The sequence below is a fragment of the Myxococcus sp. SDU36 genome (genome assembly GCF_030168875.1).
GTDB lineage: Bacteria > Myxococcota > Myxococcia > Myxococcales > Myxococcaceae > Myxococcus > Myxococcus vastator.
Window position 1 is genome coordinate 5,026,055 of the sequence record NZ_CP077414.1, and the last position, 22,271, is coordinate 5,048,325.

General features: G+C 69.2%; 16 protein-coding genes. 13 read left to right on the plus strand and 3 right to left on the minus strand.

Annotated features, from left to right (window positions below; genetic code table 11):
• Positions 1 to 117: 117 nt before the first annotated feature.
• Together KGD87_RS19920 and KGD87_RS19925 are read right to left on the minus strand one after the other, a co-directional pair.
• The gene (locus KGD87_RS19920) at positions 118 to 609 is read right to left on the minus strand and encodes a hypothetical protein (RefSeq protein ID WP_284661843.1); all 492 of its coding nucleotides are present in this window, start codon (positions 607 to 609) and stop codon (positions 118 to 120) included.
• Between the two features lie 136 nt (positions 610 to 745).
• Complete coding sequence (locus KGD87_RS19925) at positions 746 to 1,789, minus strand: oxygenase MpaB family protein (protein WP_284661845.1); 1,044 nt, start codon at positions 1,787 to 1,789, stop codon at positions 746 to 748.
• Positions 1,790 to 2,319: 530 nt separating this feature from the next.
• Here KGD87_RS19925 and KGD87_RS19930 point away from each other — a divergent pair.
• The 8 genes from KGD87_RS19930 (at position 2,320) to KGD87_RS19965 (ending at position 12,311) form a co-directional block, all read left to right on the plus strand.
• Positions 2,320 to 3,429, plus strand: a complete 1,110-nt coding sequence (locus KGD87_RS19930) for a sensor histidine kinase (RefSeq protein ID WP_284661846.1) — start codon at positions 2,320 to 2,322, stop codon at positions 3,427 to 3,429.
• Positions 3,430 to 3,621: 192 nt separating this feature from the next.
• Complete coding sequence (locus KGD87_RS19935; RefSeq protein ID WP_284661847.1) at positions 3,622 to 5,100, plus strand: FAD-dependent monooxygenase; 1,479 nt, start codon at positions 3,622 to 3,624, stop codon at positions 5,098 to 5,100.
• 103 nt (positions 5,101 to 5,203) lie between these two features.
• Complete coding sequence (locus KGD87_RS19940; protein ID WP_284661848.1) at positions 5,204 to 5,614, plus strand: DUF1761 domain-containing protein; 411 nt, start codon at positions 5,204 to 5,206, stop codon at positions 5,612 to 5,614.
• A gap of 12 nt (positions 5,615 to 5,626) precedes the next feature.
• Positions 5,627 to 6,316 carry a helix-turn-helix transcriptional regulator gene (locus KGD87_RS19945; RefSeq protein ID WP_284661849.1) on the plus strand — a complete coding sequence of 230 codons (690 nt, stop codon included), beginning with the start codon at positions 5,627 to 5,629 and terminating at the stop codon, positions 6,314 to 6,316.
• Between the two features lie 150 nt (positions 6,317 to 6,466).
• Positions 6,467 to 6,829 carry a hypothetical protein gene (locus KGD87_RS19950; RefSeq protein ID WP_240358323.1) on the plus strand — a complete coding sequence of 121 codons (363 nt, stop codon included), beginning with the start codon at positions 6,467 to 6,469 and terminating at the stop codon, positions 6,827 to 6,829.
• On the plus strand, positions 6,826 to 7,776 hold the full coding sequence (locus tag KGD87_RS19955; RefSeq protein WP_284661851.1) for a hypothetical protein: 951 nt from the start codon (positions 6,826 to 6,828) through the stop codon (positions 7,774 to 7,776). The genes KGD87_RS19950 and KGD87_RS19955 overlap by 4 nt, the downstream gene beginning before the upstream one ends.
• Before the next feature lie 12 nt (positions 7,777 to 7,788).
• Positions 7,789 to 11,016 (plus strand): hypothetical protein, encoded by a 3,228-nt coding sequence (locus KGD87_RS19960; RefSeq protein ID WP_284661852.1) that lies wholly within the window; start codon positions 7,789 to 7,791, stop codon positions 11,014 to 11,016.
• Positions 11,017 to 11,234: 218 nt separating this feature from the next.
• The gene (locus KGD87_RS19965; RefSeq protein ID WP_284661854.1) at positions 11,235 to 12,311 is read left to right on the plus strand and encodes a lipase family alpha/beta hydrolase; all 1,077 of its coding nucleotides are present in this window, start codon (positions 11,235 to 11,237) and stop codon (positions 12,309 to 12,311) included.
• A gap of 48 nt (positions 12,312 to 12,359) precedes the next feature.
• Here the strand turns inward: KGD87_RS19965 and KGD87_RS19970 are convergent, their stop codons facing one another.
• On the minus strand, positions 12,360 to 14,117 hold the full coding sequence (locus KGD87_RS19970; RefSeq protein WP_284661855.1) for an RCC1 domain-containing protein: 1,758 nt from the start codon (positions 14,115 to 14,117) through the stop codon (positions 12,360 to 12,362).
• 89 nt (positions 14,118 to 14,206) lie between these two features.
• On the opposite strand from KGD87_RS19970, the gene KGD87_RS19975 reads away from it, so the two are divergent.
• The 5 genes from KGD87_RS19975 to KGD87_RS19995 all read left to right on the plus strand — a co-directional run bounded on the left by KGD87_RS19975 (position 14,207) and on the right by KGD87_RS19995 (position 22,240).
• Positions 14,207 to 17,131, plus strand: a complete 2,925-nt coding sequence (locus KGD87_RS19975) for a serine/threonine-protein kinase (RefSeq protein WP_284661856.1) — start codon at positions 14,207 to 14,209, stop codon at positions 17,129 to 17,131.
• A gap of 57 nt (positions 17,132 to 17,188) precedes the next feature.
• On the plus strand, positions 17,189 to 18,031 hold the full coding sequence (locus tag KGD87_RS19980) for a sigma-70 family RNA polymerase sigma factor (RefSeq protein ID WP_284661858.1): 843 nt from the start codon (positions 17,189 to 17,191) through the stop codon (positions 18,029 to 18,031).
• Between the two features lie 254 nt (positions 18,032 to 18,285).
• On the plus strand, positions 18,286 to 18,570 hold the full coding sequence (locus tag KGD87_RS19985) for a hypothetical protein (RefSeq protein WP_284661859.1): 285 nt from the start codon (positions 18,286 to 18,288) through the stop codon (positions 18,568 to 18,570).
• A 143-nt stretch (positions 18,571 to 18,713) separates the two neighbouring features.
• Positions 18,714 to 20,105, plus strand: a complete 1,392-nt coding sequence (locus KGD87_RS19990) for an ammonium transporter (RefSeq protein ID WP_284661860.1) — start codon at positions 18,714 to 18,716, stop codon at positions 20,103 to 20,105.
• A gap of 248 nt (positions 20,106 to 20,353) precedes the next feature.
• A complete protein-coding gene (locus tag KGD87_RS19995) occupies positions 20,354 to 22,240 on the plus strand; it encodes a serine/threonine-protein kinase (protein WP_284661861.1) in 1,887 nt (628 codons plus the stop codon).
• The last annotated feature ends 31 nt before the right edge of the window (positions 22,241 to 22,271 follow it).

The following is a 22,271-nucleotide window of genomic DNA, read 5'->3' on the forward strand; positions in this document are numbered from 1 at the left end:
GAGCTGTCAGGTAGGCGCCTGGCGATCCACTCGCTTAAATGCGGGGATCGCTCAGGGGATGAGTCCCATCGGACGGCGGAACTTCTCGGCGCCGCCTCATCCCCGGCGGTCACCAACTCATACGCAACGCTCGTCCTCACAGGCTGCGACGACTTCCCGAATCACACTTCGCGGGAGGTTGGGACGACCGATCGAGACGTCGTCTTCATCGCCCGGCACCGCGTTCGCCGCCCGGACGAACAAACAGACATGCTCGCGCATCTCCGCGGACGCGCCAGCCAGCACTGCATCTATCGTATTCGACATGCACAGCAGAGCGACTTCACGCGCAGCCATCTGCTTACTGAGCATTCCGAGAGAGCATTCAAACTCAATGGCTCCGACCTCCTCGACAATCGAAACGATCCGCTGCGCCAATCCAGTGCGCGAAGAACGGTTCGTCGCGAATTCGACCTCATGTCGACCATCCCCCAACCTCCGCAGCTCGGAGTAAGTCACACCGTAGAAATCCTCGCCCGGCCACACCTCGGACAGCTCGCCCGATTGTCCGGAGTGACCGCGCATCACCAGGAGACGACCCGACTGGGTCCGAATGAACAATGCCGTCATCCAACACCCTCCCAGCAGCACACACACAACCCCGTCGGCAGAAACTCAAGAAGCCCCGCGTTCAACCATGCTCGACGTCTGGCGCGAACAAGAACCCGGTTGAGCGGAGGAGTTGAAGCGCATCGGCTGAATCCTCTCACGCGGCATCTACATCCTTGTCCACTGGGGCCTTCGCCGCGACCGGCCGGATGCTGAACGGCACGTCGACGTAGGAGTCGATGGTGTTCAGCACCCGGGCCATGAGCGTCGGCCGCTCTCCCCGAGCCATGGCCAGCCGCATCTGGGCCTGATGCCAGGCCGTGACGTAGCGGAGCTTTGGCGGGGTGAGGTGGATTCCCCGACGCATCGAGCCCTTCAGGAGCCTCCACGTGAGCCGCTGTCCCGGCCCCCAAGGCAGCCTGTACGCCTCGCGCCAGCGCTCCGGTAGGAGGCCGGCGGTGAGCACCTCATCGAACTGTCCCTGGGTGAACGGCGAATTGAAGAGCAGGCCCGCCAGCTCAAGCGCCGTGTCTCCCACGCGCAGCCGCTGCCCCACCAGCTCTCCGTTGTACCACTCGTAGAAGGCCTCGAGCGTGGGCGGCACCTGCTCCGGCGGGATCCCGAAGTACGCCGCGGCGCGCAGCGTCTCCTGATAGTAGCGGCGCTTCTCCTCGACGCTGAGCGGCCGCACGAAGGTGTCGAAGACCCGCATGGCGGTGTCGATGAGGGTGGCGTGCACCCAACGCAGCAGCGAAGGATCGTTCGCGCGATAGGTGCCGGAGCCCTGCGGGCCGGCGCCGTCCGGAAGTGCGCCGTAGACGCGGCTGTGCACGCTGTGGATCCGCTTCGCGGCGCCCGTCGCTTCCGAGAGGCCACCAAACGTGAGCTGGTACATCGCCGTATAGGTGCGTCGTGCACGGCCGAGCAGGTCATTCCGGAAGTTGCTGTTCTGGGAGATACCGTAGGCCACTGCCGGATGGGCGAGCTGCAGCAGGATGGCGCGCAGTCCGCCGAGGAGGACCACCGGCTCGCGATAGAGCACCCAGGTCACGCTGTCGGGGCCGTAAACGCCCTCGACCTCGCCTGGCGCGTGTTCTCGCATGTAGTCGAGACACCTGCGGAAACGCTCGCGGTCCTGGTTGAGCTGCTGTTCCACTTCCGGAGGGGGCGGCCACCGCCTCGGGTTCGTATGCGTATTCATGAATCCATCCCCATCATGCGAGTCACGCCCGTCACTTCTCTAGCAGGTCGGCCCCTATCACGTCCGCGCCAGCGCGCCATCCCCCCGGCGACACCGGAGTAGCGACTGGGCAAAGGGTCTTGCCGATGGTGGAGTTGGCGTCGTCCAGGGTTTCTTGAGGGTCCAGCGCTTCACGGCGGCGTCGTAGACCTTGACCGGGGAGCCGACCTCCCGGCCGCCACCGCGTCCGTCTTACCCGCTACCACACGTCTCCGGGTGCAAGCCTGCCTGTGACATGGCAACTCTCGCTCCAGGCCACATCCACCATGGCCATGCACCGCTGCAGGGGCAGCAAGCAGCCGCTCTTGCGCCCAACTGAAGCAGCAGTTGGCACCGCCTCATTTCAGTCGCTACCTATCTTTCCGAACGAAGGTGGGCGCATGCCCAACACACGAGCGTCGACCCAAGGTCGCCTGCCTCCTGGACATTACTCTTCCTGTAGCGGGTGTTCCAAGCTATAGCGGGTATTCCAAGGACGGGGGGACTTCTCCATGGCCGCAAAGGACAAGAAATCGCAACCTGAGCGTGACGACACAGACAAGAGCCTGCGCTTCGAGCGGGAGCGGTCTGATGACGAATACAGCAACAGGCAGGCATCGATTGAGGAGGAGGCAGATGCTGCCGTCCAAAAGGCCCGGGGAAGGGCTGACGAAGTCTTACGAGAGAGCCGCCAGAACGCAGATGCGCGGATGGCCCATGGCCAGGCATCCGCCCAGGCGCGTCAGAGCATTTCGCGGGAGCGGGCACATGAGGACGTAGCCTTGCTAGGAGAGCGTGCGACCGCTGATGGCGAACTGCGAGACGAACGCGCGGAGCGCCAGCGCGCCTTGGCTGCCCTCCTTCAGACGGAACGAGAGGCGACCAACTCTCGGCTGCTGATTGAGCGGGCCAGCGCCGATGACGGACTGGCGGCGCGGGACCGGTTCATGGCGATGGTCAGCCACGACTCGCGTGCGCTCCTCGGGGGCATCGCGTTGCAGGCTTCCATGCTCAAGCGGGATGCTGCCGAAACCGAGGCGGGCGGGAAGGCCCTCCAAGCCGCTGTGAAAATCCAGCGCTTCACCGCGCGGCTGACCCGGCTGATTGACGACTTGCTGGATTTGGTCAGCATCGAGGCGGGCGTACTCCGCGTCGACCCCACGCTACAGGATGCGACCGCGACCGTGCGGGAGTCGCTCGAGGCGTTTCAGCCTCTGGCCTCCGTGCAAAATCTCTCGCTTGATATGGAGATACGCGGAGACTCGCTGATGGCGAAGCTTGACCATGAGCGCATCCTTCAGGTGCTCGCCAACCTGTTGACCAATGCCATCAAGTTCACTCCGGCAGGAGGTGGTATTTCTCTTCGACTAGAGCCGGTGGGCCAGGACGTTCGCTTCTCGGTGGTGGACACCGGATCTGGAATTCCGCGCCATCAACTGGAGGAGGTGTTCCAGCGGTTCTGGCAAGCCCGCAGCGAAGACCGCAGAGGATTGGGGCTCGGTCTCTCCATCTCCAAGGGCATTGTTGAAGCGCACGGTGGGCGGATCTGGGCTGAGAGTCAGCCTGGAAAGGGCAGTACTTTCTCGTTCACGCTGCCGGGTGCTTTTGCCTCACCCACATAGGGGCCACTTCAAGGCGGACCGCGACGGAGGCGCGCGCGCTTTCCGGGCACGCGACGGGCCGCTGGAGGAGCCACGGCAACCCTCTCCGCTCTTTCCACTGCCAGCAGATGCCAGACCCCGGGTGTTGCCGCAAGCCCCCCCGGTCGTGCTCCACCATCACCCGTTTCGCTCCATGAACGGGAGGGCGGAGAGATGCACACGGACGTGGTGACGCAGCACACAGTGGTGATTGCGGGAGGGGGCCCGACCGGGCTGATGCTGGCGGCGGAGCTGGCGTTGGCGCAGGTGGACGTGGCCATCGTCGAGCGGCGCGCCAGCCAGGAGGTCGCCGGCTCGCGCTCGCGCGGCCTGCACGCGCGCAGCCTGGAGGTGCTCGACCAGCGCGGGGTCGTCGAGCGCTTCGTCTCGCAAGGGCAAGCGGTCCAGAACGTCGCGTTCGGGCAGGCGCCTCTGGACCTCAGCGACTTCCCGACGCGTCACAACCATGGGCTCGCGCTCTTGCAGGAGCGCTTCGAGCGCATCCTGGCGGAGTGGGTGGGTGAGCTGGCGGTGCCCATCTACCGTGGGTGCGAGGTGACGGGCTTCGCGCAGGACGATACCGGCGTCGACGTCGAGCTGTCCGACGGCCGTGCGTTGCGGGCGAAGTATCTCGTCGGGTGCGACGGGGGCCGCAGCCTCGTCCGCAAGGCGGCAGGCATCGAGTTCCCGGGGTGGGACGCGTCCATCAGCTACCTCATCGCCGAGGTCGAGATGACCGAAGCGCCCGCGTTCGGCATCCGCCGGGACGAGAAGGGCACCTACGCCATGGGCCCGCTGGAGGACGGGCGCGTGGGCGTCGTGCTGAGAGAGGAGCGGGTCGGCACGGGCGACGCGCCGACCCTCGAGGGGCTGCGCGAGGGGCTCGTCGCGCTCTACGGGACGGACTACGGCCTGCGCGGCGCCTCGTCCCTCTCGAGGTTCACCGACATGACGCGGCAGGCGGCGTCCTACCGGGAGCGGCGGGTGCTCCTGGCCGGCGACGCGGCCCACGTGCACTCGCCGATGGGAGGACAGGGGCTCAACCTTGGCGTGCAGGATGCCGTGAACCTGGGGTGGAAGCTGGCCCAGGTCGTGCGCGGCGTCTCGCCGGAGGACCTGCTCGACACGTACCAGGCCGAGCGGCACCCCGTCGCGGCCCGTGCGCTGCGGAAGACGATGGCGCAGACCGCGCTGAGCCGCGGTGACGCGCGGATGGACGCCGTGCGCGAGACGCTGGCGGAGTTGCTGCGGATGGACGAGCCACGCAAGCAGTACGCGGCGATGATGTCGGGGCTGGACGTCCACTACGACCTGGGCAATGGACACCCGCTGCTCGGGCGCCGCATGCCGGACCTCGACCTGGTCACCGCCGACGGCCCGCGGCGCGTATTCCACCTGTTGCACGACGCGCGGCCGGTGCTGCTCAACCTGGGCGAGCCCGGCACGCTCGACGTCACGCCCTGGGAGGACCGGGTTCGGCGGGTCGCTGCTCGCTACACGGGGGAGTGGGAGCTCCCGGTGCTCGGCGCGGTCACCGCGCCCGTTGCGGTGCTGATTCGACCGGACGGACACGTCGCGTGGGTCGGGGAGGGCACGGACCAGGGGCTGCGTGAGGCGCTGACCCGATGGTTCGGTCCGCCGCGTGCGACGTAACGCGTTTCGCCTGCCACCGCGGACAAGCGATTCCCTGCTGCCACCACGGTGGCAACAGGGTGGCGGTACTTCATGCGTCTCACCTCAACTGGAGACGCACACGATGTTCACTCTTTCGATCAACTGGCTCGCGGTTCTTCTCTCGGCCGTGGCGCTGCAGATGCTCGGCGCGGCGTGGTTCATGGGTGTCATCCCGAAGCCGTATGCGCTGGCGCTCGAGCGCACCGACCTCGTGGGCCGTAAGCCGGAGCCGATCTTCATCGCAGGGCCCTTGCTCTGCGGACTCGTGGTGACGATGGCGAACGCGATTCTGCTGCGTTCGTTTCACATCGACTCGATGTCGAATGCGCTCGTGTTCGGAGCCATCAGCGGAATCGGCTATCTCGTCGCCACGGTGTTCAACGTGGCCATCAACCCGAACATCCCGCGGCCGGTTCTGTACGGTGCCATCAACGCTCCCTACTTCCTGCTCAGCAACCTCGTGAGCTGCGCTATCCTTACCGCGATGGCATAGGGCAGAGGACCCATGCGACGCGCTGACCGGTTGTTCGAGATTCTGCAGGTGCTGCGGCGGGCAAGGGGGCCGATGACGGCCAGCGCGATCGCCGAGCAGCTCGAGACGAGTCAGCGCACGGTGTACCGGGACCTCGCGGCGTTGATGGCGCGTCGCGTGCCGATTCGAGGAGAAGCGGGTGTCGGCTACGTGCTCGAGCGCGGCTTCGACCTGCCGCCGTTGATGCTAACGCCGAGCGAAATCGAGGCGGTGGTGCTCGGCGCACAGTGGGTGGCGGCCAACGCAGACAAGACGTTGTCGGCAGCAGCGGGGGATGTATTGGCGAAGGTCGCCGCCATCGTACCGAAGCACCTGCGCGAGCTGGTCGACGACCCGGTGGTGGGCACTCCGCCGGCGAAGCAGCGGCATCCGGACGGAACCGTCGACCTGAGCCGACTGCGTGAGTGGTCGCGTAAGCAATTGAAGCTCCACATCCACTACGCCGATGCGGAAGGCACAGCGAGCAAGCGTACCGTCTGGCCGATTCTCGTGGGCTACGTGACCGGCGTTCGCGTGTTGATCGCATGGTGTGAGCTGCGTCGGGACTTTCGGATCTTCAGGACGGAGCGACTGCTCAGCGTGGAGTTCCTCGACGCGCCCTACCCCGAGCGCCGTTCTGCATTGCGCCGACGCTGGGAAGCCCAGCTGAGCCACACGAAGTAGCCTGGACCGGGGGGCACACGTCCCCCGATGGCAGGAAGCGCCGCTCGAGCTGCACCGTGTGGATTGCCCTGATGGCCACGCAACTGCTGGCAGCGCCAGAATGTCTTGAGCAGGATTGACACTCGAATACCCTGCCGTTCTTATTCGAGGATGCTCGTCATCCGACACGCGCAACTGGAGGCCCTTGACGCACCAGCTCAAGAGCACTTCATCGAGGAAATCCTCAGCGCCCTCCCCGAGGTCTTCCCCGGGGATGCGCGGGTCCTCGAGCGCCAACCGATGCGCGCGCTCATCGAGGATGGCATTGCCCGCGCGAGCCGCCTCGGGCTCACGGGAGGCGGTGAGGTCTCCCGCTACGTCTTCCTGCTGCACGAACTGGGCCCCGGCTTCGAGGACGCGGCCAGGACGCGTTGGATGGGCCGCCTCCTGCGCGACCCCGAGCTCCCGCCCTCCGTGCGGATGGATGCTGTCTATGCACGGCTGGAGGCCTCCTCCGGCAAGGGGCTCCCGTGAACTTCGAGGCCGCCAAACGTGTGGCGCAGCGGGCCGCGAAGCGGTTCCTGGGGCAAGCGGTCATGCCCTGCCCCTTCATGAAAACGGGGCTGCTGCTCATCGTGTACCGGGAGGACGACGGCGAGGGCATCCAGGGCGCGTCCGGAGCCATCTCAGGGATTGGGCGGATGTACACGGAGGAGCGGGTCGGCAAGAAGAAGCCGCCCCGCTACCGCCGCTCCGACGTCCGCATCGACCGGCAGGAGCCCACCGACGCGGATGGAATCGCCCGCTTCCTGCCCTGCAACCCAGGGGAGTACCACGTCACCGCCGTCGGGCTGCCGGACCCGGAGGGTATCTTCGGGAAGCCCGCGGAGGAGCTCCTGCGGGTCCCCGCGCAGGAGTGCCCGGTGCGCGTGATTCCCGTGCCCGTCCTGGCCAGGCCCGAGGTCCTGCTGCGCCTCAAGCACGATGACGCCGGGGTGCCCGGCGTTCGCGTCCAGCTCGGCGACCTGGAGTTCGAGCACCCCACCGACGGTGACGGACGCGCCCGGTGGCAAGGCGAGCCGCTGGAACCCAAGGCCTACTCCCTCACGCTCACCTTCGGCGACAACGCGCCACACCGGCTCTTCGACCCCGCGAAGCAGCTCCTGGATGCGGCCACCGTCGAGCTGCCGCGCGGCGCGCACTGCTTCACCTTCTACGTGGAGCGGCTCTCGTGGCTCACGTTCGACGTGGTGCATGACGTGCCGGGCGCCGACACCCAGCGGCTCGACCAGGCCCGGCTCACCGTCCAATGGCCAGAGGGCGCGGACCCGAAGACCTTCGAGACCGCGGGCGAGCCCATGAAGATAGACGACATCCCCCAGGCCAGCGGCCCCGCGACGCGGTGCGAGGTGGTCTCACTCGAGCTCCCGGACGACGGCGAGCCCGAGGTGTACGAGTTCGTGGAAATGACCACGGCGTGAGGTGAGGCGGTCATGAGCAAGGTCTTCGATGCACGCGCCCCCAAGCATGAGCTCCCGCTCGGAAAGAAGACGCTCGGCGCGCTTCTCGACGAGCATGACCTCACGGGAAAGCTCGATGAGGTCGCCCTCTACAACTGGGGCACCCGCGTCCCGGCGGAGATCAACCGCGCGCTCGTCGAGCTCGTGGGCTGCGCCAAGGTGGACGCCGACCCGCTCCAGTCCGAGCTTGACCCGGACCTCGGCACGACGAAGGTCATCTACAAGCCCGTGCCGTGGCAGCCCGCGCCCGCGCTGGAGCTGGAGAAGGCGCACACCATCAAGGTCAAGCGCAGGCGCCCCGTCCCCGCCGTCTCCATCACCCAGCTCACCCGCTGGTTCAAGCCCGGCACGGACACCTGTGAGGTCGAGTATCAGCTCGAGGGCGTGTCGGCCCGCGCGAGCAAGGTCGACTTCGAGGTCCACGCGACGCGGTACTACGACGTCCGCCGCTCCGACCCCGTGGTGATGACCCAGCCGAAGGAGTGGGTGGAGGTGCCCTGCGATACCCTGGACGAGCCGGGCACCACGCACCTCTTCCAGCGGCGGAGCTTCCAGGTGGTCGTGGACAAGCGCCCGCCCGCCGACGCCCAGCAGGCCCCTGACTGGCAGGGGAAGAGCGAAGCGACGAAGGGCGTCCTGCGAAAGGCGGGCGTGTCCGACGTCTACGTCGGCCCGGGCCCGGCCCCGTACAACGTGCTCGTCCGCTACTACCAGGACGACGCGGACGACAAGGCGCGGCTCCTCATCGAGCCGTGGAGCCCGCGCTGGAAGCACGAACCCACCGCGCCGCTCGACGACGCCTCCCTCATCGTCAAGTGGACGCTCGATGGCGACAACGACAAGCTCGTCCGCGGGCAGCTCAGCATCTGGGACAAGGACGACCAGCGCGTCTTCTTCGCGCCGCTCTCCGAGGACACGCTCCGGACACAGCGGCAGTACGACCTGCTGAACGACCCGCGCAAGCGGTGGGACCGGTCCGAAGTCGACCGCGCCAGGATGCCCTACCGCGTGCAACTCCAAGCGCACAGCGGAGAGGACGAGGAGCTGGGGCTGGCCGTCGCGGTGATGCCCACACTGGTGCGCGCCTTCAACTACCAGCAGGTGCAGTTCGTCGCGTTCAACGTCAAGCCGGGCACCCAGGCGGGCGCGTACCTCGGGGACGTCGACGACGACACCGACATCACCACGCGCTGCGACGCCATGAAGGAGGCCATCCAGCTCGCCGCGCCGAACGTCGACCCCTCGGAGGACGTCCTCAAGGTCTTCATGGCGCCCGAGTTCTATTTCCGCGGACAGAAGGGCGGCTACCCGGTCGAGAAGCTCTCATCCATCGTCCACACGATGCGAGAGGAGACGGACAAGGTCGACTACGCCGACTGGCTCTTCGTCTTCGGCACCGCCATCGGATACCTGCCGCACGGCGAGCCGGGCGGCCCTCGGCTCGCCCACAAGGACCCCGTGAAGCACGCGGTGACGGTCTCCGAAGTCGACGAGACGGGCGCCGACACCGTGCTCACCGTCATCGGCGCGGCGACGAAGCCAGACCCGGCGTGGGAGGTCGAGCAGGGCCTCGTCACGGCGGCCATCCAGGCCGTCGTGGATGACGGGCTCAACCAATACAAGCTCACGCTCCAGGGCAAGCCCGCCCTGATTCCGGCGCCGGCGGTGCTCGCCCAGCCCCGGGTGTGGATTGAGTCGAGCGACCCGACACCTCCCAAGACGAAGCTGGTCGTCGCCTCCAGGGTCTGCGATTGGATTCAGAACAACGTCGCTCCCACGGCGCGCTGGAGCATCACGGACGCGGCGGGCACCGATGACGACATTGAGACCTGCACACAGCTCGCGCCGGGGCGATACGAGCTCACGCTCGCGGGCAACAAGCTGTTCGTCGCGGGCAAGGCGGAGCTCCTCGAGCCGCAGGCCACGGAGGTGTTCAACGTGGCCCTCCTGCAGAAGGGCTGGCCGGCGCCCCACGTCGGGGAAAGAGGGCTGAAGAGCGCCGTGGTCGACAAGGAGAACATCTCCTGGATCGACTTCCTCGGGCCGAACTTCGCCAATGCCAACTTCAACACCGTGGACGGGAGCGGCCGGCTCATCCAGATTCACAACGACCCCAACCGCCTCGCCCTGCCTACGAGCGGCTCCCGGGACACGCTGGGGGCCAGGCCCAACGTGAACACGGAGGTCACCACCTCCGGGCTCGGAGGGGGCTCCGTGGTGACCATCGACGGCGTCACCTTCGGCATCGAGGTGTGCCTCGACCACAACAAGAGCAAGCTCCACGACTTCTACACGAACCGCGCGGTGCAAGACGAGCCGAAGGTCCAGGTCCACCTCATCCCCTCGTGGGGCAGCTCCATTGGCGGCGGCGCGGTGTGCGCCCCCGCTCCCAATGGCCCCGTCCTCAACGTCGACGGCGCGAGGTGTGACTCGACGGCGCGCATCCACGATGGACAGCTCTACTGCGATGACCATCCCGACAATTACTCCGGTGTCGCGGGATACTGTCAGCGGGTCACCGAGACACGGTGGTGCGGGACCTGCGGCGCGACCCGGTCGGCGACGGGCGCCTGCTCACGGTGCGCGAACCCGGTGACGACCTATCACAAGTGCGCGCACCCGAAGCTCCAGCTCTACTGGGTGTGCCAGTCCTGTTCGGGCGCGTACCCCTGTGTGACCCACCCCTTGGCGCCAGCCGTTCCCAGGCCGGTGGTCGTCTGCGCGAACACCGCCTGCAACCAGCCCCACTGGGGAGCTCCGGCGGCCCCCATGTGCGCCACCTGTGGTGGAGCGCCGAACACGGCCCAGTACGTCTCCGTATGCGGCTGCGGAGCGTTCGCTCCGTGCATCAATCACGCGGGCCCCTACCCCCGCTGGCTCCAGAGTACGTGCGCCATGGGGCATGCGCCGTCGTGGACCCCCGTCCCCCCGGTGAACCTCGCGTGCGGCTGCGGCTGGAATCAGCCGCCCGCGCTCTGCGAGTTCATGTACGCCACGCCAGGGCCCTGTCCGCAGCACCCCACGCTCGCCCCTCAACCCTGGCGCTGCCCGAAGCCCTTCGCGCCCATCGGGTCGCTCCTCACCGTCGCGAGCGGCCCCACGCCCGTCCCCCTCAGCGAAGACGCCAACTACTTCGAGGAGAAGGGGCACGTGGTCGTCTACAACGCCACCCCAATCCCCCCGGTGGACTTCGTGCCCTGAGCGACGATGACCGCGCAGCCTCCAGTCAGGTGGAGCGCTCCGCGGCACCAGGAGAAGCCGCGGCGCCTCTGGCGCGTCCACCTGCCGCGCCGCGACACACACTCGGAGTTCTCGTCTTCTCACGACCTTGGAATGGGGCGCAACTTCCGGCGCCACGCCCCGACAATGGAGGCAAGCCTCCCCGATCCTCAGCTCGGCTCCCCCTCCCGAGGTCCTCCATGGTCCAGGTCACACGTCCCTCCAGCCTCACGCCCTCCACGCGGACGCGGGCCACGCCGGAGGCGCCTGTCCCGGCCAAGGCCGCGCAGGGCATCAACGCCGTGGTGGAGGGCGACAGCTTCACGGCGAGCCCCCCGGCGGCAATGCAGCGGTCGAACGCGCTGGCGCAGGCCAACGCCCTGCGCCTCCCCATTCCCTGGCCTGGGAAGGGCGAGGCGGACAAGATTGGCTGGATTCAGAAGGCGTATCCGCCCGCCAAGGACTCCACGGCGGAGTTCACGAAGCTCAACCAGGCCGTGCGCGCGGGCAAGGACGTGCTGCCCGCCGAGGCCAAGGACTGCGTGTACCTGGCGGTGGGCGGACTGCTCTCCGAAGCGGCGCCCAAGCAGCTCTACTTCGACCGGAACCTGGACGCGCTGGAAGCCCAGGGCCTCCAGGTCGGCCGCGTCCCCGTGGACACGGACATGGGCGTGGAGAACAACGCGGCCATCGTCCGCCAGGCGGTGCTCGACGCCGCGAAGGACGGCAAGCAGGTGGTGCTCATCGGTCACAGCAAGGGCGGCCTGGACTCCGCGGCGGCCCTGGCCATGTACCCGGAACTCCAGGAGCACGTGCGCGCCCTGGTCACCCTCCAGTCGCCGTACGGGGGTTCGCCCATGGCGCAGGACCTGCTGGACAACCCGCTCGTGCGCTACGGCGTGGGCGGCGCCATCGAGGCCCTGGGCGGCAGCATCCAGGCCGGAGAGGACCTGACCTACGACTCGCGCAAGGCGTTCCTGGCCAGGCACCCGATGCCCCCGGGCATCCCCACCGTGTGCATGGCCTCCACCACCTCGAACCCCACCTCGCCGCTGTTCGCCGCAGAGGGCTACATGCAGCAGCGCTACGGCGTGAAGTCCGACGGCCTGGTGCTCCCGCAGGACGCGTTCATCCCCGGCTCCAAGTCCGTGACGCTGTCCGGCCTGGACCACCTGGACGCCACCGGCACCACGCTGAACCCGTTCAAGCCCTACCAGCCCGAGGACCTGACCCTCTCGCTGGTCGCCATGGCGCTGAACATGCCCAAGGAGCGCTGAGCGGCGGCTCCGAAGCGCGGGGGTGAGCGCGCTTCGGAGCGCGTCGTGTCAGTTGGGGACGTCGAGCTGTCCGACGTCGTTGTCGCCCCAGCAGCTCAGCGCTCCCGACGTGCTGAGCGCGCAGGTGTGCTGGTAGCCCGTGGCGACCTGCGTGAACGAGCCTTGGGGAACGGCGAGCATCTCCGGGTACATGGACCCATTGCCCCAGCACGCCACCTGGCTGTCGGTCTTCACACCGCAGTGGGTCGCGTACCCGGCGGCGACCTGCGTGAACGGCCATGAAGGGTCGTCGAGCTGGCCGATGTCCTGGCCCCAGCACTCGACGGTGCCATTGCTCCGCCTTCCGCAGCTCGTCGTGTAGTTGGCGCTGAGCTCCACGAAGGTGCCGGAGGGCGGGGTGGCCTGCCCCGAGCCGTTGTCGCCCCAACAGGCCAGGGTGCCATTGGTCCGCAGCGCGCACGAGTGGTAGCCGCCCGCGGACACCTGCGTGAAGAGCCCCGTCGGGGCGGTGCCATTCATCATCCCCCAGCAGGCGATGGTGCCGACCGACGTCACGGCGCAGCCGTGGGTGGTTCCCGCGCTGAGGGACGTGAAGGGGCCCGAGAAGAAGCTGGGGGCCTGCCCGTACACGTTGCTACCCCAGCACTGGATGTTGCCGTCGGCGCGCAGGCCGCAGTTGAAGTCGAAGCCGGCGCTGACCTGCGTGAAGGGGCCCTGGACGAAGGCGGGCGCCTGGTTCCACCAGTTATCGCCCCAGCACTGGATGTTGCCGTCGGCGCGCAGGCCGCAGGTGTGGTAGCCGCCCGCGCTCACCGCGCTCCAGGACGTCCCACCGGAGCACGAGCTCCCCTGGGAGACCCAGCCGCTCTCCTCGCAGGTATACGACTGGAAGTCGTCGAGGCAGACGGGCTCGCCACACATGTCGATGGTGACGGGATGGCCCTGGGCGTTGGTTCCGGTGCACGAGCACTCCTCGGGAGGCGCGCCGCACGAGACGCCCTGCGCGGTCCAGCCCGTCGTCCCACAGGCGTAGTACTGGAAGTCGGCGCCGCAGACCTGCTCACCGCACGAGTCGACCGTGACGGTGTGGCCCAGGAAGTCGGTGCCGGTGCACGAGCAGTCGCTCCCCGGGTCTCCACAGGCGCCCCCCTCGGAGGACCAGCCGCCCGGCTGGCAGGAGTACCACTGGAAGTCGGCGCCACAGACGGGCTCGCCACACGTGTGCGAGGTGACGGGGTTGCCCTGGTGGTCCGTGCCGTTGGGGCAGTAGCAGGGGGGCTCGGGCGGCTCGCACTCGTCGCGCTCCCAGACGATGAAGTCGCGCAGGCCGATGGGGTCCTGCGCGTGCGGCCGCAGGACGTCGAGCTGGAAGGTGCAGTAGTCCGTGTTGCCGAGGAAGGAGGAGATGGACACCGCCTCCCCCGCGGTGAAGGTCGCCAGCAGCACCCCTCCGTTGGTGTCGCCGTCACACGAGTACCCGCTGCCCGAGGTCTTCCCGGCACAGCCGTAGACGACGACGCGGCTCCCCGGGTCCGCGGGATCATTGCAGACGCCGTCGGTCCAGCCCGAGTAGCACACCCCCTCGCACTGGGGTGTGGGGCTGCTGCCCGTGTAGCCCCAGGGGAGCGGCGCCGGGCTGCCGCAGAGGACCGTCACATGGCCCGTGCTGGAGGCGTGGCCCACGGACGGGAGGAGCAGCGTGGCCACGATGGCGGCGGTCAGGGCCAGGGTTGCGGCGAGTGGCGGGGTGGCCCCAGGCTCCGGATGGGCGGGGTGGGACATGGATGTCATTCGGCGGACGGACATGGGTTCTCCTGGGCTCATCGGTTCGAGCCTCATGGGGAGTGACAGGCGGTCCCGCCAGTCGTCGCATCAAAGTGTGGAAGGAGCGCTGGATGAGCGGTCCCACGGAAGAGGTCGAGCGGCGCTGCCTGGGAGAGAACACCCTGGATGGGTTGAGTCGCGGGCTCTTGACTCCCGAGGAGCGTGAGGCCGCCGCGCGCCACCTCGACGGGTGCGACGACTGCCGGCGGCTCTTGGCCGCGCTGGGGCAGGCGATGAGCCCCCCTGGCACCGCGACACCACGCACGGACTCCGCCAGGGCGCCGGTGGAGGCCAGGCCGCGCCTCGCTTCGGGTGAGCGCATCGGGCGCTACACCGTGCTCCACCTGGTCGGCGCGGGCGGAATGGGCGTCGTCTACGCGGCGTATGACCCGGAGCTCGACCGCCGCGTCGCGCTGAAGCTGGTCCACGACGAGGTGCTCCCCGCGGCCTCGCGGGAGGAGGCGGCCTCGCGGCTGCTCCGGGAGGCGCAGGCGCTGGCCCGGCTCTCCCATCCGCACGTCATCACCGTGTTCGATGGGGGGCGCTTCGACGGGCAGGTCTTCCTGGCCATGGAGTTCATGGAGGGCGGCACGCTGGGGCAATGGTTGCGCGCGGAGCCACGCTCGGCGGACGAGGTCCTGGCGATGTTCCTCGACGCCGGACGGGGGCTCGCGGCGGCCCATCGCGCCGGGCTCGTGCACCGCGACTTCAAGCCGGACAACGTCCTGGTGGGCCGGGATGGACGGGTGCGGGTGACGGACTTCGGGCTCGCGAGGATGGCCCTCCCAGGGGAGCCGCCATCCGGTGACGTGGCGTTGTCTCCGCGCGCGCTGCCCGCTGGCGCGGAGGCCCGGACCCAGACGGGAGGGCGGCTCGGGACGCCAGTCTATATGGCGCCCGAGCTGTGGCGCGGCGCCCCGGCGGATGCGCGCAGCGATCAATTCGCGTTCTGCGTGGCCTTCTACGAGGCGCTCCAGGGCGAGCGCCCCTTCACGGTGGAGGAACTGGCGGACGGAGGAAGGTGGCCCGGAGGACGCGAGTTGCCACGGGCCGGTCGCATCCCTCCAAGGTGGCGACGGAGTCTGACGCGCGGCCTGTCGGCACGGCCCGAGGAGCGCTTCCCCTCCCTGGCCGCGCTGCTCGACGCGCTCGAGCGCGGGCATGCGTCGCGGCGCAAGCGGCGCCAGAGGGCGCTGGCGCTTCTTGGCGGGGTGGGGTTGCTCGCGGCGGGCTTCGGGCTCTTCGGCGGGAGGGAGCGCGCCAGGGACGTGTGCGCCGGAGCCCGGGAGCGGCTCGCCGGCGCCTGGGACGAGGCCCGCAAGCGCGAGATACACGCCGCCTTCCTCGCGACCGGTTCGCCGCATGCCCCGGCCGCCTGGTCCGGGACGGAGCTCCTCGTGGACCGCTTCGCGAACGCGTGGGTCCAGATGCGCACCGACGCGTGCGAGGCCACGCATGTGCGCGGCGAACAGTCCGGGGAGCTCCTGGACCTGCGCATGGCCTGCCTCGCGCAGCGCCGCGAGTCGCTGCGCGCGCTGTCCCAGGTGCTGGGCTCCGCGGACACGGGCGTCGTGGAGCGGGCCGTGGAGGCGGCGGGGCAGCTCCCCTCGCTCGAAGGGTGCGCTTCGACGGAGGCGCTCATGGCGCCCTTGCGCCCGCCCCAGGACGCGGCGACCCGGGCGAGCATCGACCAGGTCCGCTCACGGCTCGCCGATGCGAAGGCGTTGCTGTCGGCGGGGCGGTATGCGCCCAGCCGCGCGCTGACGGAGTCGGCCGTCGAAGCGTCGAGCGCCCTGGCCTACAAGCCACTCGAAGCCGAGGCGCTCCTGGCCCTCGGCCTCGCGCACGAGCGGCTCGAGGAGACCGCCCCGGCGGAGCAGGCGCTCGAGCGGGCCCTGGTGGCCGCGGAGGCGGGCGGCCACGTGGAGGTCTCCGCCAGGACGGCCTGCATGCTGGCGCTGGTCCAGGGGCTGCGCCAGCGCCGACATGCGCAGGGACACTTCTGGGGGGCGTTCTGTGGAGCGCTGCTGGAGCGCCTCGGGCCGGCGCCGGAGCTCTCTGCGGAGCGGCTGTTCGTCCTGGGCAACCTCTTGAACGACGAGGGACACACGACCGAGGCCCTCCCGCTCCTCGAAGAGGCGCTCGCGCTCCAGGAGCGGGTCCTGGGCCCCGAGCACCTCAATGTCGCGAGGACGCTGGGGCGCCTGGCTTTCGTGCTCGCGGCGCTCGAACGCCCCTCGGAGGCGCTCGCGCACGCACAGCGCGCCCTCGCCATCCAGGAGAAGCTGCTGGGCCCTCATCATCCGCAGTGTGTGACGTCGCTGCACGCCATCGCGTTCGTCCTGTCGGTCATCGGCAGGCTCCCCGAGGCACTTCCCCACGCGGCGCGGGCCCTGGCCATCGAGGAGCGGGCGCTTGGCCCGGAGCACCCGGCCATCTTGAAGTCGCTCATCATCCTCTCGAACGTCCAGAGCGAGGCCGCGGACGCCGTCCCGCTGCTGGAGCGAGCCCTGGCGCTCCACCAGCAGTCCTCCCAGGGGGATGAGCCCGACAGGGTCTTCATCCTGAAGAACCTCGCCGTCAACCACGGCCTGCTCGGGCACGCCGTGGAGCAGCTCGACTACGCGCGCCAGTCGTTGGCGCTCGAGCAGAAGGTCCTGGCCCCGGATGCCCCGGAGTTGGGGCACTCGTTCTTGTTGATGGGACAGGCGCATGAGCGGCTCGGCGCACCCGCCAAGGCCCTGCCGCTCCTGGAGCGGGCGCTGGCCATCGCCGAGTCACGTCCCCTCACGAGCGCGACCGCCAGCGGGCGGGAGGTGCGGGTGGAGATTCGCAAGGCCCTGGCGGAGACCCTCTGGGCCCTGCGTCGCGAGCACGGGAAGGCGCGTTCCCTGGTGACGGGCGCGCTCGAGCTGGCGCGCGGAGGAAGCGGCGAAGTCGTGAAGGAGGTCCCCGTGCTGGAGCGGTGGCTGTCCGCGCATCCGCTCCCGCGGTGAGGGTGCTATCCTCCGGGTCCGGGAGCGCTCTTCGACTCACGCTCCCGGGAAGAGGCCATGGCGGGTGGGCGAGACGCGATGGAGCGAGCGCTGGCGCGGCTCTTTCAGGACGGGCGAGCGGCCTGGCCGTCGCTGCCGCTCTCATCCGAGGCGTTCGCGCGGCATGTCTCTCGCCACGTCCCCGAGCGGCGCAGCCCCGAGGAATACCTGGCGGGGTTGCATGGAGCGGACCTCTACCTGGCCTGTGCCTGTACCGAAGGGGTTCGTGGCGCGGTCGCCTCGTTCCAGGAGCGCCACGGAGCCACAGCCCTGGCCGCGCTGCGTGGCCGGAATGTCCCGCCGGACGCGCGCGACGAGCTGATGCAGGACTTCTGGGAGAAGCTCCTCGTGGGACAGAAGGGCGCGCTGGCGAAGGTCGGCGACTACTCGGGGCGAGGGCCGCTCGGGGGATGGGTGCGGGTGGCGGCGGTCCGCGCGGCGCTCAACTTCCTCGAGCAGCAGCGGGGAGACCCGTTGCGGCTGGGCGATGCCGTGGACGAGGTCCGCGAGCCCGCCACCGCGGATCCGGAGCTCGCCTTCCTCAAGTCGCATTACCGGGACGAAGTCTGTCGGGCGTTGAAGGATGCGCTGGCGGGGCTCGACGCCGATGAGCGCAACGTCCTGCGGTTGCACTTCCTGGACGGGCTGAGCACCGAGCGGATCGCCGCCGTCTACGGCGTCCATCGCGCCACGGTGGCGCGCTGGGTGTCCCGAGGCCGGGAGGCGCTCCTGAGAGGCACGCATCAGTTGCTCACGGAGCGGCTGCGCATCGGAAGAGGAGAGGTGGAGAGCCTCATCGGAATTGTCCAGAGCCAGCTTGGCCTGTCCCTGAGCAGCATCTTCCGGGTGGGGGACCGGTGAGCGGGCCGCGCCTGGCGCGCGCTCGTCGGCCAGCGGCCGAGCGCGAGCGCCACGCGGGGGCTGAATCCGCGTGCCGAGAACGAGTTCGCGCGGAGCGTTGGAGCACAACGCGCCCGACGTGGACGCCACCGACGTTCCCGACCTGCCCACGCCCTCCCACTGTGACGTGGTGGTTTGTACGTACGGCATGGACAAGCACCAACGCCCTGCTCCAGTGTGCGCGGCACCAACGCTCCGGACGCGGGGAACAAGGCATGAAGACGAAGCTCGCCGCGGTGACACTGGCTGCATCCCTGCTCGCGTCCTCCGCCGCGTGGGCAGCGGTGACGGTGCGCTACCACAACCGCGACGCACGCGACCACACGTGGCCCGTGGTGTGCAGCGGCGTGAAGACGTCGGTGACGTTCGGCAAGAGCCAGACGGCCTCCGTCACCATCCAGGGCTCCGGGCCCTGCGCCGTGAAGACGGACACGGGCACCGTGGTCCTCAAGGGCGGCGAAGACCTTGAAATCAAGGACGGCCGCATCCAGGTGAAGTGAGCCCCCGCCTGCCAGGAAGCCGCTACTTAGACTAAATCCGGACCATTTTAACCTACTCCGGAACAAAATAAGACCACCCCAGATTGAATCTAGCTCCAACTCGCCCCATACTGCATTGCGTCAGTCTTCCAGGTGGAGGCGCAATGAAGAAGTGGTTGGCGATGGCCCTTCTGGTGGGTGTGGGTGTGGCGGGGTTGCTGGTCGAGCCGGCGGCGCAGGTGAAGCAAGGGGGCCCCATCAACACGGCGGACACGGCGTGGATTCTCACGGCCACCGCGCTGGTGCTGCTGATGACGCCGGGCCTGTCCTTCTTCTACGGCGGCATGGTGCGGCTGAAGAACGTGGTGTCCACGCTGCTGCAGAGCTACATCGCCATGGCGGTCATCAGCCTGCTCTGGGTGGTGGTGGGCTTCAGCCTGTGCTTCGGCGACAGCTTCCATGGGCTCATCGGCGACCCTCGGACCTTCTTCATGTTCAGCGGCGTGGGCGGTGAGACGCACCCGGACCTGGCGCCCACCATCCCCTTGATGCTGTTCGCGCTGTTCCAGCTCAAGTTCGCCATCATCACCCCGGCGCTCATCACCGGCGCGTTCGCGGAGCGCGTGCGCTTCAAGGCGTACGTGCTCTTCATGGTGCTCTTCACGCTCGTCATCTACGCGCCGCTGGCGCACTGGACGTGGCACCCGGAGGGCTTCCTCCGGCAGTGGGGCGTGCTCGACTTCGCGGGCGGCACGGTGGTGCACATGTCCGCGGGCTTCGCGGCGTTGGCCGGCGCGCTGGTGCTGGGCCGCCGCAAGGTGCACGTGGAGAACATGGCGCACACGCCCGCCAACATCCCCTTCGTCATGCTGGGCACGGGCATGCTGTGGTTCGGCTGGTTCGGCTTCAACGCGGGCTCGGCGCTGTCGGCCTCGTCGCTGGCCACGCTGGCCTTCGCCACCACCAACACGGCGTCCGCGGCGGCGATGCTGGGGTGGATTGCCTTCGACTGGCTGCGCGGCCGCAAGCCCAGCGCCATGGGCGCGTGCATCGGCGCGGTGGTGGGCCTGGTGGCGGTGACGCCCGCGGCCGGCTTCATCACCGTGGGGCAGAGCCTCGTCGTGGGGCTCGTCGCCAGCTTCGTGAGCAACGCGGCGGTGCACTTCAAGAACCGCACCTCCGTCGACGACACGCTGGACGTCTTCCCCTGCCACGGCCTGGGCGGCGTGGTGGGCATGGTGCTGACGGGCGTGCTCGCCAAGGACGTGGGCCTCATCCACGGCGAGACGCGCACCTTCCTGATGCACATGCTGGCGCTGGTGCTGGTGTCGGTGTTCTCCTTCGCCGGCTCGTTCCTGCTCTACAAGGTGGTGGACCGCATCGTCCCGCTGCGCGTCACCCGTGAGCACGAGGAAGAAGGCCTGGACCTGAGCCAGCACGGAGAGACGGTGGGCGAGTCCATCATCGCCCCCGTGCCGCAGCCCGCGCTCACCTCGACGACGGCGGTCGCCACCGAGCCGGCGCCGGACGCCTCCCGCGTGCCGCAGCCCGCCTGAGCCTCACCCAGGGCCCGTGTCTCGCGTGCCGCCGCTCGGAGCCCCGGGCGGCGGGCGTGTCTTCCGGCCTGGCGGTCCTGGCCTCCGGCATACGCCCGCCTCCCTGGCAGGCTGCCGGTGGGACGCCCCCGCCGCAGGCCATGACCTGCCTGGGTGTTCCGTGACATCAGGAGGGTTGCCTCAGGGGGGGGTGGGAGGATGGAATGGGCGAAGTTCCCCGGAATGCCCTGCCTGAGAGTCCCAGCCCCATGACCCAACCCGCTGACGGTGACCTCCGCATTGATGAGGTCCTGCGGAATACGTACAGGATTGTCTCCCTGCTGGGGCGGGGAGGAATGGGCTCGGTGTACCTGGCCCAGCACCTGCGGCTCCCCGGCAAGCAGGTGGCGGTCAAGGTGCTGCGTGGCGGCGACCACCTGACGCCCGAAATCTTCGCGCGCTTCCGCCGGGAGGCGGAGATTGCCTCGCGGCTGGGCCACCCCAACATCGTCGAGGTGCACGACTACGACACCCTGGAGAACGGCAACCCGTTCCTGGTGCTGGAGTACCTGCGCGGCGAGAGCCTCCAGGAGCGGCTGGAGCGCGGGCGCCTGCCCATGGAGGACGTGGTCTCCTTCACCCGGCAGATGGGCTCCGCGCTCCAGGCGGCGCACGGCGCCGGCGTCATCCACCGTGATTTGAAGCCGGCCAACGTGTTCCTGGTGCCCACCGACTCCGGCGGCGTGGTGGGCGAGCGCGTGAAGCTGCTCGACTTCGGCATCTCCAAGGTCCTCAGCTCCACGACGGTGCAGACGCAGGAGGCGACCATCATCGGGACGCCTCAGTACATGTCGCCCGAGCAGGCCCAGGGGAAGAACCGGGACATCGACGCGCGCACGGATGTGTTCTCGCTGGGGTGCATCGTCTACGAGATGATGGCCGGCAAGCCCGTGTTCGGCTCGGGCAGCCTCGCGCAGATGATCTTCCGCGTCGTCTATGAGCCGCCCGAGCCCCTGGCCCCGCTCTGTCCCGAGGCCACGCCGGAGGCCATCGCCGCGGTGATGCGCGCGCTCGCCAAGAGCGCGGATGAGCGCTACCCGGACGTCTCCTCCTTCATCGAGGACCTGACGGGCACGCCGCTGCACTCGCTGTCCACCGCGGTGGGAAACCAGCCCGCCCCGCGCCCCCAGGCCCCGGTGTCCGGAATCGCCCTGCCCTCCGAGGGCCCGGCCTCGCTGTCCGCCACCGTCCCGCCCGGGAGCCTCCGGGTGGCGCCGGACACGGGCCGCGAGGGCTTCGACTCCACGATGGCGCCCGGCACCGGCCAGCAGGGCTTCAATCCGTCCGCCACGGGGCAGATGGGCATGGCGCAGCCGGCCGCCGCATCGCTCGTCGACCCGCCTGGCCTGGAGCCCACGCTCATCTCGAAGCAGGTCCCGGCCCTTCCCGTGCCGGAGCGTCCCGCCCAGCCGCACACGTCCGTGAGCGTCCCCGTGCCCATCCCGGGCGCCGCCGAGGCCCACGCCGCCGCGGCGCTGGTGTCCGCCCCGTCGTCGCCGGCCTCGTCGCCCCCCGCTGCGAAGGGCCGCGGCACCTTCATCGGCGCCACCGCGGCGGTCCTGCTGGCCTCCAGCGTGGGACTCGTCTGGATGATGAAGGGTGGCGCCTCCGGCACGGGTTCGCCCACGACGCCCGTGGCGGACACCCGCGTACCCCAGGACGCGCAGCAGGCCCACGGCACCGAGCAAGCCAACGGCACCGAGCAGGCCAACGGCACCGAGCAGGCCAACGGCACACAGACTCCGCCGGACGCAGGCGCCCCGCAGCAGGGGGTCGTGGCCACCAACACCCCGCCCGACAAGCCGCCTTCGCGCCCGGTGACGCGCCCCGAGCCCAAGGAAGCGCTCCCCGAGCAGGTCCGCAAGCTGCTCAAGGACGGAGAGAGCGCGCTGGCCTCCGGTGACGCCAGCCGCGCCATCGCGCTGGCCCGCAGCAGCCAGCGCGCGAAGCGCTCCATGGCGGCGTATTCGCTGCTCACCCGCGCCTACTGCCAGCAGAAGGACCTGGGCGGTGCGGTGAGCGAGTGGCCGAAGGTCGCGTCAGCGGAGCGTGCCAAGGTCAAGAAGTTCTGCCAGAAGCACGACATCGAGCTCTGAAACAGCGGGCCATCCAGGTAGGGGGGCTCTC

Bases quoted from the DNA above. Each gene is read 5' to 3' on its own strand.
- KGD87_RS19920 (WP_284661843.1), bottom strand. From the start codon at position 609: ATGACGGCATTGTTCATTCGGACCCAGTCGGGTCGTCTCCTGGTGATG.
- KGD87_RS19925 (WP_284661845.1), bottom strand. From the start codon at position 1,789: ATGAATACGCATACGAACCCGAGGCGGTGGCCGCCCCCTCCGGAAGTG.
- KGD87_RS19930 (WP_284661846.1), top strand. From the start codon at position 2,320: ATGGCCGCAAAGGACAAGAAATCGCAACCTGAGCGTGACGACACAGAC.
- KGD87_RS19935 (WP_284661847.1), top strand. From the start codon at position 3,622: ATGCACACGGACGTGGTGACGCAGCACACAGTGGTGATTGCGGGAGGG.
- KGD87_RS19940 (WP_284661848.1), top strand. From the start codon at position 5,204: ATGTTCACTCTTTCGATCAACTGGCTCGCGGTTCTTCTCTCGGCCGTG.
- KGD87_RS19945 (WP_284661849.1), top strand. From the start codon at position 5,627: ATGCGACGCGCTGACCGGTTGTTCGAGATTCTGCAGGTGCTGCGGCGG.
- KGD87_RS19950 (WP_240358323.1), top strand. From the start codon at position 6,467: ATGCTCGTCATCCGACACGCGCAACTGGAGGCCCTTGACGCACCAGCT.
- KGD87_RS19960 (WP_284661852.1), top strand. From the start codon at position 7,789: ATGAGCAAGGTCTTCGATGCACGCGCCCCCAAGCATGAGCTCCCGCTC.
- KGD87_RS19965 (WP_284661854.1), top strand. From the start codon at position 11,235: ATGGTCCAGGTCACACGTCCCTCCAGCCTCACGCCCTCCACGCGGACG.
- KGD87_RS19970 (WP_284661855.1), bottom strand. From the start codon at position 14,117: ATGTCCGTCCGCCGAATGACATCCATGTCCCACCCCGCCCATCCGGAG.
- KGD87_RS19975 (WP_284661856.1), top strand. From the start codon at position 14,207: ATGAGCGGTCCCACGGAAGAGGTCGAGCGGCGCTGCCTGGGAGAGAAC.
- KGD87_RS19980 (WP_284661858.1), top strand. From the start codon at position 17,189: ATGGCGGGTGGGCGAGACGCGATGGAGCGAGCGCTGGCGCGGCTCTTT.
- KGD87_RS19985 (WP_284661859.1), top strand. From the start codon at position 18,286: ATGAAGACGAAGCTCGCCGCGGTGACACTGGCTGCATCCCTGCTCGCG.
- KGD87_RS19990 (WP_284661860.1), top strand. From the start codon at position 18,714: ATGAAGAAGTGGTTGGCGATGGCCCTTCTGGTGGGTGTGGGTGTGGCG.
- KGD87_RS19995 (WP_284661861.1), top strand. From the start codon at position 20,354: ATGACCCAACCCGCTGACGGTGACCTCCGCATTGATGAGGTCCTGCGG.